At 54.1% G+C, this 13,692-nt stretch carries 12 protein-coding genes; 1 reads left to right on the top strand and 11 read right to left on the bottom strand.

Going from position 1 to position 13,692, the window contains the following annotated elements; all coding sequences use genetic code 11:
• Positions 1-10 precede the first annotated feature (10 nt).
• From wzyE to trxA, 11 genes are all read right to left on the bottom strand, one after another.
• Positions 11-1,363 carry an ECA oligosaccharide polymerase gene (wzyE, locus tag HV157_RS15115; RefSeq protein ID WP_182268683.1) on the bottom strand — a complete coding sequence of 451 codons (1,353 nt, stop codon included), beginning with the start codon at positions 1,361-1,363 and terminating at the stop codon, positions 11-13.
• Entirely contained in the window at positions 1,360-2,439 is a 1,080-nt protein-coding gene (locus tag HV157_RS15110; protein WP_182268682.1) for a TDP-N-acetylfucosamine:lipid II N-acetylfucosaminyltransferase, read from the bottom strand. Before HV157_RS15110 ends, wzyE begins: the two co-directional genes overlap by 4 nt.
• Complete coding sequence (gene wzxE / locus HV157_RS15105) at positions 2,436-3,686, bottom strand: lipid III flippase WzxE (RefSeq protein ID WP_014172149.1); 1,251 nt, start codon at positions 3,684-3,686, stop codon at positions 2,436-2,438. Before wzxE ends, HV157_RS15110 begins: the two co-directional genes overlap by 4 nt.
• Position 3,687: 1 nt before the next feature.
• The gene (gene rffA / locus HV157_RS15100; protein WP_020882890.1) at positions 3,688-4,818 is read right to left on the bottom strand and encodes a dTDP-4-amino-4,6-dideoxygalactose transaminase; all 1,131 of its coding nucleotides are present in this window, start codon (positions 4,816-4,818) and stop codon (positions 3,688-3,690) included.
• A gap of 4 nt (positions 4,819-4,822) precedes the next feature.
• A complete protein-coding gene (gene rffC / locus HV157_RS15095; protein ID WP_182268681.1) occupies positions 4,823-5,500 on the bottom strand; it encodes a dTDP-4-amino-4,6-dideoxy-D-galactose acyltransferase in 678 nt (225 codons plus the stop codon).
• On the bottom strand, positions 5,497-6,759 hold the full coding sequence (gene wecC, locus HV157_RS15090) for a UDP-N-acetyl-D-mannosamine dehydrogenase (protein ID WP_182268680.1): 1,263 nt from the start codon (positions 6,757-6,759) through the stop codon (positions 5,497-5,499). Before wecC ends, rffC begins: the two co-directional genes overlap by 4 nt.
• Positions 6,756-7,886 (bottom strand): UDP-N-acetylglucosamine 2-epimerase (non-hydrolyzing), encoded by a 1,131-nt coding sequence (gene wecB / locus HV157_RS15085; RefSeq protein WP_014172153.1) that lies wholly within the window; start codon positions 7,884-7,886, stop codon positions 6,756-6,758. Before wecB ends, wecC begins: the two co-directional genes overlap by 4 nt.
• Positions 7,887-7,942: 56 nt before the next feature.
• Positions 7,943-8,989: an ECA polysaccharide chain length modulation protein gene (wzzE, locus tag HV157_RS15080; RefSeq protein ID WP_182268679.1), complete on the bottom strand. Its 1,047-nt coding sequence runs from the start codon at positions 8,987-8,989 to the stop codon at positions 7,943-7,945.
• 13 nt (positions 8,990-9,002) lie between these two features.
• A complete protein-coding gene (wecA, locus tag HV157_RS15075) occupies positions 9,003-10,106 on the bottom strand; it encodes a UDP-N-acetylglucosamine--undecaprenyl-phosphate N-acetylglucosaminephosphotransferase (protein ID WP_182268678.1) in 1,104 nt (367 codons plus the stop codon).
• A 242-nt stretch (positions 10,107-10,348) separates the two neighbouring features.
• Complete coding sequence (gene rho / locus HV157_RS15070; protein WP_008501566.1) at positions 10,349-11,608, bottom strand: transcription termination factor Rho; 1,260 nt, start codon at positions 11,606-11,608, stop codon at positions 10,349-10,351.
• Between the two features lie 341 nt (positions 11,609-11,949).
• Positions 11,950-12,279, bottom strand: coding sequence for a thioredoxin TrxA (trxA, locus tag HV157_RS15065; protein WP_004386384.1), 330 nt, complete (start codon positions 12,277-12,279; stop codon positions 11,950-11,952).
• A 144-nt stretch (positions 12,280-12,423) separates the two neighbouring features.
• Here trxA and rhlB point away from each other — a divergent pair, with 144 nt between their 5' ends.
• On the top strand, positions 12,424-13,689 hold the full coding sequence (gene rhlB, locus HV157_RS15060) for an ATP-dependent RNA helicase RhlB (RefSeq protein ID WP_014172158.1): 1,266 nt from the start codon (positions 12,424-12,426) through the stop codon (positions 13,687-13,689).
• Positions 13,690-13,692: the final 3 nt, after the last annotated feature.

Below are 13,692 nucleotides of genomic sequence, written 5' to 3'. Positions count from 1 at the left end.
CTTTCCCTACTCACACTTGCGACAGCGTTGTGCTGCCCTGCGGCTCGCGCTTATGCACAAGCCCTGCACTGTCAAACAGCCAGTACAACAGTTTGGCCAGTAACAGGCAGATGCCAAAAACGACCATGAAGAAAACCACGCGCGACACGAATGAATCCAGCCCTTCACGCGCCAGAACGATCATATTGAAAATGGCACCAAAGCAGAAACTGTGCAAAATAGCCGCCTTATAGCGGTTTGTTTCTTCGTTGCCGCGCACGTAGAGCCAGTCAAACCACTTGATGATCAGCCCCACCACCACCGCCCCCGGCAGGATAAACCAGCTTCCCCCCATCACCACCAGCGAGCCAATCAACGTAGGTGAGATCGCAAGGCCTGAGTGGTTGTTCAGCACTTCCCAGGTAAAATAGTTTGCCGTGTTGAGTACGACACCGGGACGGTCTGGCCACAGCCAGGTTGGGATAAAGACATAAAAGTCGCGCACAATAGGCGCAAGGCCCTGGAAATCGATTTTGTCGTAGTTTTGCAGCAACAACGCCAGGTTTTCCCACGGCGAGAAGGTGTCGCGCGTGAGATAGAGGAATGTGTAAAACGCCTCGTCACCGGCTACGTTGAGCCCGTAGCGCTTCAGGGCAAGCCAGAACATGCCAACAATGCCAAACACCCCAGCAGCCACCAGCATCCATAAAGAGATCCACCCGCGGATGATGCCGATAAACAGGAAGATTGCGAAAGCGATGATGATGTTTGCACGCGTCCCTCCCACAATCATGTAGGTCAGGAAACCGAAGGCGACGGTGCTCACCAGGAAAAACAGCCAGGCTTTGCTGTCCTGACGCAGGAAAAAGATCACCAGCATCGCCGGAATGAAGAAGTAGAAGAAACGCTTAAGCGCAACGCCCGACACTTCGGCAGAAAAAATCTGGCTGTAGGACTGGAGCTTGAACAGCAGAAAACCATTGTGCATGAAGAAGATACCCACGCTTACCAGCGCGATCGTCATCAACATCACCCATGTCAGGTGCGTCTCCACCCGGTTCATGGTGAAGAGCGCCCGGCGCGGCACGGTGGATTGCGCTGAACGCAGGCGCGTTTTATAGGTGGCGTAGTAGACGGCGTAGAAGCAGGTCGCTGCCAGGATCGCCTGGAGCAGGATCTCGGGCGGGGCAACGCTCACATCAAACCGGAAGACCAGAATGCTGGTCAGCGGGAATCCGAAAAAGAAGGTCAGAAGAAACAGTAACGAGAAGAAGACGTTAAAGTTGAAACGCACCCGACGAAACTCGAACCAGGTGAGCGTGGCGATGAATAAAGTGCTCAGAAGCCAAACGATCAGTAAGCCGCTGAATTGCAACTGGCTCATGCTTTGTCTCCTGCAGCGATACGCAGCGCGCGGTGCCACGGCGTGAGGTAGTTCGGGCTAAAGAAGTCGATGGCACTTTTGTCCACCAGCGCCAGTTGTCTCTGCGCTTCGCGGACCACCTCTTCGTTAAGCACGTCGGAAGTAAACAGCACCGGCAGATGCTGCTCCGCCATGTCCTGCCAGAATGGGTTTTCGCGATTGAGTACGCAGGGCACACCCGCCTGAATCAGCAGACACAGCGTGCCAATTCCTTGCTGACGCGCAAAGATGAAATAGCCCAGATCGCACCGACGCAGCAGCGCAAGATACTCATCAAATTCCAGCTTATCGTGGAGAATGTGCACATTCCCGGCGCTAAATAACGCGAGTGCCTGCTGGCGGACCTCATCGATATAGGCATCGTTATTGGCCGGATACCCCATCGGCACAATCACGTTGACGGTGTCGCCAAACTGCTGATGTACCGCCCTGAGCGCGGCAAGATGTTCATTGCTGCGATCGCCTGAATTACCCACCAGAATCGTCAGTTTACCCTCGCGCGGCGTATCATTCGCCATGTTGTTCAGCGCCGGGTTCATTCGGGTCGGGAAATAGAGTAGCTCACCGCGTACGTCAGGGTGGCGTTTAGCAAAATAATTGAGATCGCCACGGGTCGCGAAAACGCATCCCACACGCCCCTGCGCCATGCGCCGCAATGGGTAGAAAAGACGGAATTTCCAGCCGCTGGAGACTTCGTAAAGATCGGCTCCCCAGATATGCCAGCTGCACTGCGAAGGTTTGATCCCCCCGCTCAGGAGCGCCAGCCACAGGCCGGTATTAAACTGCCCATGGAAAAAGAAACGTTGCTCACGATCCGCTTTGGCTTTGGCAACAACCGCCTTCGCCAGCGCAGCCTTGTCCGGCCAGAAAGAGAGAGTCAGCGCCGGACACACCACGCTCAGGCCATTATCCTGACCGGCAACCATAAACTCACGAGCGTCGGGATCCCCCGATGCCAGTTCATCATTGAAGAACCGTAACACGGTCTGGTTATGGTGTGGGATATCCGATCCCAGTATGTGAATCAGTGCAGTCATGCGCGTTTACGCCAAAGTAAAAATACGCCGCAACAGGCAGCGAAATAAACGATATAGGTTGCCATATAGGCCTGAGCCGCCCCCAGCGCACCGTGTGCCGGGATCAACCAGTGTGAGAATGCGGTCAGTAATGCAAACTGGCTGATTTCCGCCAGGATATACAACCGTAGCGAGGCTTTCGCAATCACCAGATAACCAAAAACGTAAGCCCCCACTTTCAGTACATCGCCCACCAGTTGCCAGGCAAACAGATCGCGCATGGCGGTAAACTTCGCGGAGAAGAGCAGCCAGATGGCGACATCGCGCAATAGCCATACGGTTAAACTGGCTGCCGCAACGGCGGGAAGGACAAACCGCAGTGAGCGGGAAATTTCGCGCGTGATATCCTGCCTGGAGGTCAGGCGCGATAAGGTTGGCAGCAAATAGACGCTAAAGGAAGCCGTTATAAATTGGAGGTAGGCATCGGAAATACTGCTCACCCCTTGCCAAATCCCAACTTCGTCCCAGCTGTAATGCGCCGCCAGCAGGTTTCGCATCATCACGTAGGCGACAGGGAGCGTGACGGAGGTGATGAGCGCCATCAGGGTAAATTTTCCCAGCTGGCTTGCCAGCACCTTGTCCCATTGAGGTTTCAGGTAACTCAACGGAATGGTGCCCCGACGCATTAGCATGAACGCCGCCGGAACGACCACTAATGCCGGTACCAGCGCCAGCCCCAGCAACGCGCCTTCATAACCGCCCAGCCGATAACAAAAATAGTAGGCAATAACGCCGATGACGCTGCCGAGGATTAACGCCAGTGCGTTCCCGGCCGCATCACGAAAGCCTTTCATCAGCGCCAGCAGCAGGTTAGCCCAGGCAATGCCCAGCTGAACCAGCGCGACCAGACGAACCAGCCCCTGATAATGGGTGTGACCAAATAACCCCTGGCTTATGGGTGCCGCTGCCAGCAGGAAAATAACCGCCATCAGGGTCGAAAAGCCGGTGACCATCGCCGAGGATGTACCGACAACACGGCGAAGCTGGGCCGCATCATCATGGTACTGCGCAACGTATTTCGTGACGCCGTTGAAAATCCCTGCGCCAGCCAGTACCCCAAGGACGGTCACAAGCTGACGGAAATTGCCTGCCAGCCCGACGCCTGAAGGGCCGAATGAGACGGCCAGCAGCTTGACGACCAGTAGCCCGGCGCCAATTTTGACAAGTGTGGACGCGGCGGTCCACACCGATGCTTTTGCCAGAGACATATCAGCCGAAATAACTCAGAAGGGTGTTAATCACCGTACGCTGGTTAACAGGCGCGAGGTTGTAGAACAGTGGCAAACGAAGCAAACGCTCACTTTCTTTCGTGGTGTAGCGATCTTCACCCGCGAAGACCCCAAATGCCTCTCCTGCCGGGCTGGAATGCAGCGGGATATAGTGGAACACCGCCAGAATTTCGGCTTCTTTTAGCCAGGCAATCAACTTGCTGCGATCGTCGTTATCGCGCAGTTTGATATAGAACATATGGGCATTATGGACGCAATCAGCCGGAAGGGTCGGCAGCTCAATTCGCCCGGCTTGGGCCAGCGGTTGCAGCGCGTCGTAATAAGTTTGCCACAGGGACAAGCGCTGAAGATTAATGCGGTCCGCTGCCTCCAGCTGCGCCCACAGGTATGCCGCCTGCAGATCGGCCATCAGATAGCTTGAGCCAATATCGCGCCAGGTATATTTGTCTACCTGCCCCCGGAAGAACTGGCTGCGGTTGGTGCCTTTTTCACGGATCACTTCCGCGCGCTCGACCAGCGCACGGTCGTTAATCAGCGTCGCACCACCTTCGCCACCGGCGGTATAGTTTTTGGTTTCGTGGAAGCTAAAGCAGCCGATATGGCCGATCGTTCCCAGCGCTCGACCTTTATAGGTCGACATCACGCCCTGAGCGGCATCTTCAACCACGAACAGGTCATGTTTTTTGGCGATCGCCATGATGGTGTCCATCTCACACGCCACACCCGCGTAGTGAACCGGCACAATCGCGCGCGTTTTGTCCGTGATTGCCGCTTCAATCAGCGTCTCATCAATGTTCATGGTATCCGGGCGAATATCCACAAAGACGATTTTCGCACCACGCAGGACAAAGGCATTCGCCGTAGAGACGAAGGTATAGCTCGGCATGATCACTTCATCGCCCGGCTGGATATCCAGCAACAACGCCGCCATTTCCAGCGATGCGGTACAAGACGGGGTCAGCAGGACTTTAGCGCTGTGAAACCGCTGCTCCATCCACTGCTGGCAGCGACGGGTAAAACCACCGTCACCACAGAGTTTGCCGCTGCCCATAGCAGACTGCATATAGTCGAGTTCAGTGCCCACGACGGGTGGTGCGTTAAATGGAATCATCTTGTCACCTGTATAACCAGTAAGCGGTGGCGTCGATGTTGGCACCACTCGCGATATAACGTTTAAGCGCGGCGGTGTTGCCCATCTGAGTTGCCACCCGCAGAGTCAAAAGCTGTTGCTGCTGCGCCCAGTGAAGCGCCGCCTGCATGAGTTTTTCGCCCATGCCGCGCCCGGCTAATAAACCAATACGCCCCTCGTTCGCGTTGAGCTTACGAAGCGAGACAAATCCCTCAATCTGGCCGTCTGCAGTGCGAAACACCAGGCACACATGGTCAAAGGTGCCTTTTACCGCGTTCTCTACCCACTGGGCGTAGAAACGCCCACTGTCGTCCGGTGCATACCACGGTGCACGAAAGCGGCTCCGGGCAAACGCCCGCGCCGCCATCTGACGCAGCGCGGGGATATCCTGCTCCGTTGCCACTTCCGCACCGGGCGAATCATGGCAGACGAGCGTAATGGACAGATCAACCTCGCCTTCAACCAGCTGAAAACCTTGTTGCTGGAGCGCATCGAGCAGGTCGGCACGGTCTGCGGGGATCCTGGCCTGTACCCGCGGCCAGGCGGTGAAGTCGGCGTCAGTCAGAACCGGCGCATCGTCGCGCAGGCGCACGATGGCTGATGGCAGACCAAAAAAGGCACTCTCCCACTCAAGGGACTCGAGAACCCCCTTCAGGTGGCTCAACGCCAGACACCTTTCGTATCAACCACATACTGTTGGCGTACGGCATCACCGGACGTCGCTTTAAATTCTTTATGATCTACCAGCAGCACCAGCACATCCGCCGTCGCCAGCGCCTCATCCAGCGCGGTCAACGTACAGTGGCCCGCCAGTTTTGCCGGCAGTTCATGAATATTGGGTTCAACCACCATCGTTTCGCCGGTGTGCCAGCCAGCGATCATCTCTGCAATCTCCATCGCCGGGCTTTCGCGTAAGTCGTCAATATTCGGTTTGAATGCCAGACCAAAGCAGGCAATTTTCAGCTCACTGGCGCGTTTGCCGCTCTCAGCCAGACAGTCCGCTACGGTGGCTTTCACCTGACTGAGCACCCAGTGTGGCTTGCTGTCATTCACTTCACGCGCGGTGCGGATCAGGCGGGCCTGCGTCGGGTTTTGCGCCACAATAAACCACGGGTCGACAGCGATACAGTGACCGCCCACACCCGGGCCAGGCTGGAGGATATTCACGCGCGGATGGCGATTCGCCAGGCTAATCAACTCCCAGACGTTTATCCCCTGATCGGCGCAAATCAGCGACAGTTCATTCGCGAAGGCGATATTCACGTCCCGGAAACTGTTTTCCGTGAGCTTGCACATTTCGGCGGTGCGGGAGTTGGTCACCACACATTCGCCTTCAAGGAAAATCTTGTAAAGCGCGCTGGCGCGTGCAGAACAGACTGGCGTCATGCCGCCGATCACGCGTTCGTTTTTAATCAGCTCTACCATCACCTGACCTGGCAGCACGCGCTCAGGACAGTAAGCAATATTGATATCAGCTTGCTCGCCCACCTGCTGCGGGAAGCGTAAGTCAGGTCGGGCTTGCGCCAGCCACTGCGCCATCTGTTCGGTAGCACCGACGGGCGAAGTGGATTCCAGGATCACCAGAGCCCCTTTTTTCAGGACCGGTGCAATCGATTTTGCCGCCGCTTCGACGTAAGCCATGTCGGGCTCATGGTCGCCTTTAAAGGGGGTTGGCACCGCAATAAGATATGCATCCGCCTCGACCGGCGTCGTGCTGGCACGCAGGAATCCGCCATCAACCGCCTCTTTCACCACGCGGTCGAGATCGGGCTCCACGATATGAATTTCGCCACGGTTAATGGTTTCCACCGCACGCGCGTTGATATCCACGCCCACAACCTGTTTTTGACGGGAGGCAAACGCTGCCGCGGTGGGCAAGCCAATGTAGCCAAGACCAATGACAGAGATGGTAGTAAAACTCATAGCGATACCCGATTGTGTTTAAGTGCATGCAAAATACGGCCACAAGCCTGCCCATCACCATACGGGTTATGGGCCCGGCTCATCGCCTGATACTCTTCGTCGTCGTGAAGCAGGCGCGTCACCTCTTCGACGATCAGCTGTGCATTGGTGCCGACCAGACGTACCGTGCCCGCTTTCACCGCTTCCGGGCGTTCAGTCGTTTCACGCATGACCAGCACAGGCTTGCCGAGAGATGGCGCCTCTTCCTGAATACCACCGGAATCGGTCAGGATCAGCCAGGCGTGGTTCATCAGCCAGACAAACGGCAAGTAGTCCTGCGGTTCAATCAGCAGGACGTTTTCTATATGCCCAAGGATACGGTTGACCGGCTCGCTGACGTTAGGATTAAGGTGCACCGGGTAGACAATCTGCACATCCTGATTCTGCGCGGCGATTTCTGCCAGGGCATGACAGATTTGCTCAAAACCGCGTCCAAAGCTCTCGCGACGGTGGCCAGTGACCAGAATGGTTTTTTTGCCATTGTTCAGGAAGGGGTAGCGTGCGGCGAGTTCTTTCTGAAGATCGTTGTTTGACAGCACGCGGTCACGAACCCAAATCAGGGCATCAATCACCGTATTCCCGGTGACAAAGATTTTGTTGTCGGCAATATTTTCACGCAGCAGGTTCTGTCGTGAGTTTTCGGTGGGCGCAAAATGGTACATCGCCAGATGGCCGGTGAGTGTGCGGTTGGCCTCTTCGGGCCACGGCGAATAAAGGTTGCCGGTGCGCAGACCCGCCTCAACATGGCCGACTGGAATTCGCTGGTAAAACGCAGCCAGGCTGGTTGCCACCGTGGTGGTGGTATCGCCATGCACCAGAACCACGTCAGGTTTGAAGGACTCCAGAATCGGCTTGAGCTCTTGCAGAATACGGCAGGTTATCTCCGTTAACCCCTGCCCCGGTTTCATAATATTGAGATCGTAATCCGGGACGATAGAAAAGAGAGTTAAGACCTGATCGAGCATCTCACGGTGTTGGGCAGTGACGCACACTTTCGCTTCAATATCAGGATCACTGGCCAGCGCATGAACCAGAGGTGCCATCTTAATGGCCTCCGGCCTGGTGCCAAATACGGTAAGTACTTTCACATCGATTCTCTTCGATTAAACGATGAAGGCCGCAGCCTTCATCGTAGACGGCGTTCTTAGTTAGTGCGACGACGCGTTAACGCCACGCCTGCGCCAGTCAGTGCACCCACAATCCCCCACATGATCATCAGGAATGCGCGGCGCGGACTATCGCGTTTTACAGGTTCTTCAGGCGTTCGCAAATAACGATAGGTCTGAAAACGCGGGTCCATTGTTGGACCGACATTCAGGGTGTTCAGCATCGCGCGGTTTTGATCGTAGTCGAGGTCAAAATCAGGGCCAACGGCCTGGAGGTTTTCCAGTCGAGCCTGCAGCATTGGGCGCCCGAGAAGGAACATTTCTGAATCAGGCAGTTCATCTGCCGGCACGTCCGTCTCAGTGCGGGAAATATTGTGCTGTTCGGCAATTTTTAGCGCCTGCTCAATATTGTGTACACGGCGGGCGAAGATGGCTTTAGCCACCTCTTCCTGACGTTTAACCTGCGCTTTCATCTGGATGGTACGGGCAGCCCAGGCACCTTTCAGCTCTTCATTCAGGTGGCTTGCCGCACGCTGGCTGGCAAAGGCAACGTACTGGCGCAACAGGTTATTGGCATCCGGCGCGGTTTCGGCAATCAGCTTGACGCTGTCGTTGACGTTACGCAGCGCATCTCCCGGCATAAACTGAATGTTGTTAATCATGTCATCCAGCAGCGCGGCATCGGCTTTACTGTTGCCCACCATCCGTTGCTTGTAATAATCCGTCTGGCTCCAGAAATCACGGCGCGTATCCCAGGAAGCCAGCTGCATCACAAACTCTTTATAGGCCTCATCCATGACGGAAGCCTGATCTGGGGTGGCCAGACTGGCTTTGATATCCAGGTTACGCAGGAACTGCTGCTGGGAAAAGAACCCCCCGAGCATATTAACCGTTGGTTTATCAGTGATTGCCGTAGCGCTCCACTCTTGTTTTGCAAAGAAGGTGTAGGCCAGCGCTAACAATGCAAACCCCAGCGCGATCCCCGCAATCCAAAGTTTGCCTGCCCACAACACGCGAAACAAACCCCGAATATCCAGCTCATTCTCAGTTACCACTGATTTCGCTCCCACCAACGGTTGAGTCATCATAGTCCCGGTTTTACTTAGTTAATGTTGTATTATTGCCACTGTTGCGACGCATCCTGCGTTTGAGACGTTTAATAAACCTTGCCACTTTCCATGCGCGCTTGATGCAGTAGTCGTAGAGGAAAAATGCTAGCAAGAATAATACCAACATGACCCATTCAGGAATGATATGGGAATATTCCGCAGCCACCCCAATTGTGGCCAGAATAGCGGCAGCCAGGGTGATCAGCACAAACGCCTGACGCGAAGTAAAACCGGCGCGCATAATGAGATGATGAATATGCTGGCGATCGGGTGAGAAAGGACTCATTCCTTTACGCAGGCGGCGGTACATAATCGCCACCATATCCATTAATGGAATAGCAATAATCCACAGCGCTGTTACCGGGCTAATCGGGTGAGTTTGACCCTGTGTGGTTTCCAGCAAAATCCAGATAACGGTAAAGCCGATCAGCGTACTGCCCGCATCACCCATAAACACTTTATAGCGACGACCGAGCGCACCGAGATTTAAGAGGATATAAGGCAGGATGGCGGCAATCATGGCAAAACACCACATCGACAGGCTGTACTGGCCATCGAACCATAAAATGATGCCGATTGCGGCAAACGAAACCGACGACAATCCACCGAGCAGGCCGTCAATACCATCCACCATGTTGAACGCATTTATCGCCGCCCAGACGGCAAACAGTGTCAGGAAGAAACCAAAGGGCCCCAGTACTAACTCCCAGGGTCCAAACACATAGCCGAGGCTCCTCAGGTATAGCCCGCCAACGGCCATCATGATCACACCAATGGCGGCCTGGACGGTAGCGCGAATTTTTACCGCAATATCGAACCGATCATCCAGCGCCCCGACTAACACCAGGACACCGGCGCAGGCAAGGTAGAGGGCGGCGTGTGGAATATAATAATCCGCAATACCAAACGTGAAACAGATACCAGCGTAAACAGAAATCCCTCCAACCAGAGGAATAAGTCCCTGATGACGTTTACGAAAATTAGGCTTATCCACCAACCCTATTCTTTTGGCCACCTTACGCGCGATGAACAAAAAACAGGTTGTGAATAAAAAAATACTGATTAGCTCAGTAACGGCGGTGAGTAGATTCACAATGGATTGCTCTCAACAAAAGTTAGTCCCGGAAGTATAACCATGAAGCCCCTGCCTCAGAAGTAATAAAGAAGGCTTCTTACAACTCCCTTTGTATATTTTTCAATCAATTATTTCGTTAACTGCACAAACAGTCTTATTGTCGCACTGACTGGTCTCAAATGGGAGTCCACATTAATAGCGTATAAGCCATAAAAGAAAAACGCCACGTAAAAACGTGGCGCTAGCTGGCTTTATTTGCGTTACGAGCGTTTCATCATATCGAAGAAATCATCGTTAGTTTTGGTCATCGCCAGTTTGTTAATGAGGAACTCCATTGCGTCGATTTCACCCATTGGATGGATGATTTTGCGCAGGATCCACATTTTCTGCAGCTCTTCCTGGGTGGTGAGCAGCTCTTCTTTACGGGTACCGGAACGGTTGTAGTCGATAGCCGGGAAGACGCGTTTCTCAGCAATTTTACGAGAGAGGTGCAGTTCCATGTTACCTGTACCTTTAAACTCTTCGTAAATAACTTCGTCCATTTTGGAACCCGTATCGATCAGCGCCGTAGCGATGATGGTCAGGCTGCCGCCCTCTTCCACGTTACGTGCCGCACCGAAGAAGCGTTTTGGACGATGCAGGGCGTTAGCGTCCACACCCCCCGTCAGCACTTTACCGGAAGCCGGAACGACGGTGTTGTAGGCACGCGCCAGACGGGTGATGGAGTCGAGCAGGATGATCACGTCTTTCTTGTGTTCAACCAGGCGTTTCGCCTTCTCGATAACCATTTCCGCAACCTGAACGTGGCGAGATGCGGGTTCGTCAAAGGTAGAAGCAACCACTTCACCTTTAACCAGACGCTGCATCTCGGTCACTTCTTCCGGACGTTCGTCAATCAGCAGTACCATCAGTACGCAGTCTGGGTGGTTATAAGCGATGCTCTGCGCGATATTCTGCAGCAGCATGGTTTTACCCGCTTTTGGCGGTGCGACGATCAGACCACGCTGGCCACGACCGATTGGCGATGCCAGATCCAGGACGCGAGCGGTTAAATCTTCAGTTGAGCCGTTACCACGCTCCATGCGCAGGCGAGAGTTCGCGTGCAGCGGCGTTAAGTTCTCAAACAGGATCTTATTACGGGAGTTTTCCGGTTTGTCGAAGTTAACTTCATTCACTTTCAACAGCGCAAAGTAGCGTTCACCCTCTTTTGGAGGACGAATCTTACCTGAAATGGTGTCACCAGTGCGGAGGTTGAAACGGCGGATTTGGCTAGGGGATACGTAGATGTCGTCAGGGCCGGCGAGGTAGGAGCTGTCTGCAGAGCGGAGGAAACCAAATCCGTCTTGCAATATCTCCAGCACACCGTCGCCAAAGATATCTTCGCCACTCTTAGCGTGCTGCTTCAGGATGGCGAAAATGATGTCCTGCTTGCGCATACGAGCCTGGTTTTCCAGCCCCATATTTTCGCCGAGAGTGATCAGCTCAGAAACCGGCGTATTCTTTAATTCGGTAAGATTCATAATGGTGTGGGTTCTTAAACTCGGGGTGATACTCGAACTTAATGTTGTGAATGGTATGGCAGGGTCATCCATGCCTGTTTAGCGGCCATCAACTCATGTCTGTTCGCTGTCTGGTCACAGGGAAAAAACGCAGAACTGAAACGACAAGACGGATTGAGTGACAAGCCCGGAATTTAGCAACTTCACGCACTGTTTGTGTCAACAACGGGAAGTATCGGGTAAAACAAGATTCAAACAACAAGATATGTTTAAAACGAAGTCATAGCTAACTTAGCACGACTTCAGCCGGGCGTCCAGAGTTCCACATAATTTAGGCGCTCTGGACGCGCAGCAAAGAAACCTTACGCCAGGTTAGCGTCGAGGAACTCTTTCAGTTGACCTTTGGACAGTGCGCCCACTTTGGTCGCTGCCACTTCGCCGTTTTTGAACAGCAGCAGGGTCGGAATGCCACGGATACCGTATTTTGGTGCGGTGCCCGGGTTCTGGTCGATGTTCAGCTTGGCAACGGTCAGTTTGCCCTGATATTCGTCAGCGATCTCATCCAGAATCGGGGCGATCATTTTGCAAGGACCACACCATTCAGCCCAGAAATCGACGAGTGTCAGCCCGTCAGCCTTAAGTACGTCCGTGTCAAAACTGTCGTCAGTCAGGTGAATAATTTTATCGCTCATATATAACTCCACAGGAATAAGCCTGGTGCGTTGGTTTCGCCCTCATCAACGACGTGTTGATGTCGCATTAACCAACTAAAGGTTGACTTTATTTCACCGGATACGCTTTCGTAAAGCAATAGTAAGCTGATATTCTACCACACTATGAGCAAAACACATTTAACAGAACAGAAGTTTTCCGACTTCGCCCTGCACCCAAAAGTGATCGAAGCCCTTGAAAATAAAGGGTTTCATAACTGCACGCCCATTCAGGCTCTCGCCCTGCCGCTGACGCTGGCGGGACGTGACGTAGCAGGGCAGGCGCAAACCGGTACTGGCAAAACGATGGCGTTTTTAACGTCAACGTTTCATTATTTACTTTCTCATCCAGCGATTGCAGACCGCAAAGTTAACCAGCCGCGCGCGCTAATTATGGCCCCGACGCGAGAACTGGCGGTACAGATCCACGCAGACGCTGAACCCCTGATGCAGGCTACGGGCCTGAAAATCGGCCTGGCTTATGGCGGCGATGGTTACGATAAGCAGCTGAAAGTGCTGGAAAGCGGTGTGGATATCCTGATCGGTACCACCGGCCGTCTTATCGACTACGCAAAACAGAACCACATTAACCTTGGTGCCATCCAGGTTGTGGTGCTGGATGAAGCTGACCGTATGTACGATCTGGGCTTCATTAAAGATATCCGCTGGCTGTTCCGCCGCATGCCACCCGCGAATCAGCGCCTCAACATGCTGTTCTCTGCGACCCTGTCGTATCGCGTACGCGAACTGGCATTCGAGCAGATGAACAACGCCGAATATGTGGAAGTGGAACCCGAGCAGAAAACCGGCCACCGTATCAAAGAAGAACTCTTCTATCCTTCCAATGAAGAGAAAATGCGTCTGCTGCAAACGCTGATCGAAGAAGAGTGGCCAGACCGCGCCATTATCTTCGCGAACACCAAGCACCGCTGTGAAGATATCTGGGGCCATCTGGCTGCAGACGGTCACCGTGTTGGCCTGCTGACGGGCGATGTTGCGCAGAAAAAACGCCTGCGTATTCTTGAAGAATTCACCCGTGGCGATCTCGATATTCTGGTCGCCACCGACGTCGCAGCGCGCGGCCTGCACATCCCAGCCGTTACGCACGTCTTTAACTATGACCTGCCGGATGACTGCGAAGACTATGTACACCGTATCGGTCGTACCGGTCGTGCGGGTGCAAGCGGCCACTCTATCAGCCTCGCGTGTGAAGAGTATGCGCTGAACCTGCCGGCGATTGAGACATACATCGGCCATTCTATTCCGGTGAGTAAGTACAACCCGGATGCGCTATTAAGCGAACTGCCGCCGGCTAAGCGCCTTACCCGCGCCCGCTCCGGCAATGGCCCGCGTCGATCTGGCGCGCCGCGTAATCGTCGTCGCTCAGGTTAAACA

Origin of the sequence: Enterobacter sp. RHBSTW-00318 (genome assembly GCF_014101375.1) — a bacterium.
Classification (GTDB): domain Bacteria; phylum Pseudomonadota; class Gammaproteobacteria; order Enterobacterales; family Enterobacteriaceae; genus Enterobacter; species Enterobacter ludwigii.
This window is presented reverse-complemented; position numbering and strand designations above follow the sequence as displayed.

Bases quoted from the DNA above. Each gene is read 5' to 3' on its own strand.
- wzyE (WP_182268683.1), bottom strand. From the start codon at position 1,363: ATGAGCCAGTTGCAATTCAGCGGCTTACTGATCGTTTGGCTTCTGAGC.
- HV157_RS15110 (WP_182268682.1), bottom strand. From the start codon at position 2,439: ATGACTGCACTGATTCACATACTGGGATCGGATATCCCACACCATAAC.
- wzxE (WP_014172149.1), bottom strand. From the start codon at position 3,686: ATGTCTCTGGCAAAAGCATCGGTGTGGACCGCCGCGTCCACACTTGTC.
- rffA (WP_020882890.1), bottom strand. From the start codon at position 4,818: ATGATTCCATTTAACGCACCACCCGTCGTGGGCACTGAACTCGACTAT.
- wecC (WP_182268680.1), bottom strand. From the start codon at position 6,759: ATGAGTTTTACTACCATCTCTGTCATTGGTCTTGGCTACATTGGCTTG.
- wzzE (WP_182268679.1), bottom strand. From the start codon at position 8,989: ATGACTCAACCGTTGGTGGGAGCGAAATCAGTGGTAACTGAGAATGAG.
- rho (WP_008501566.1), bottom strand. From the start codon at position 11,608: ATGAATCTTACCGAATTAAAGAATACGCCGGTTTCTGAGCTGATCACT.
- trxA (WP_004386384.1), bottom strand. From the start codon at position 12,279: ATGAGCGATAAAATTATTCACCTGACTGACGACAGTTTTGACACGGAC.
- rhlB (WP_014172158.1), top strand. From the start codon at position 12,424: ATGAGCAAAACACATTTAACAGAACAGAAGTTTTCCGACTTCGCCCTG.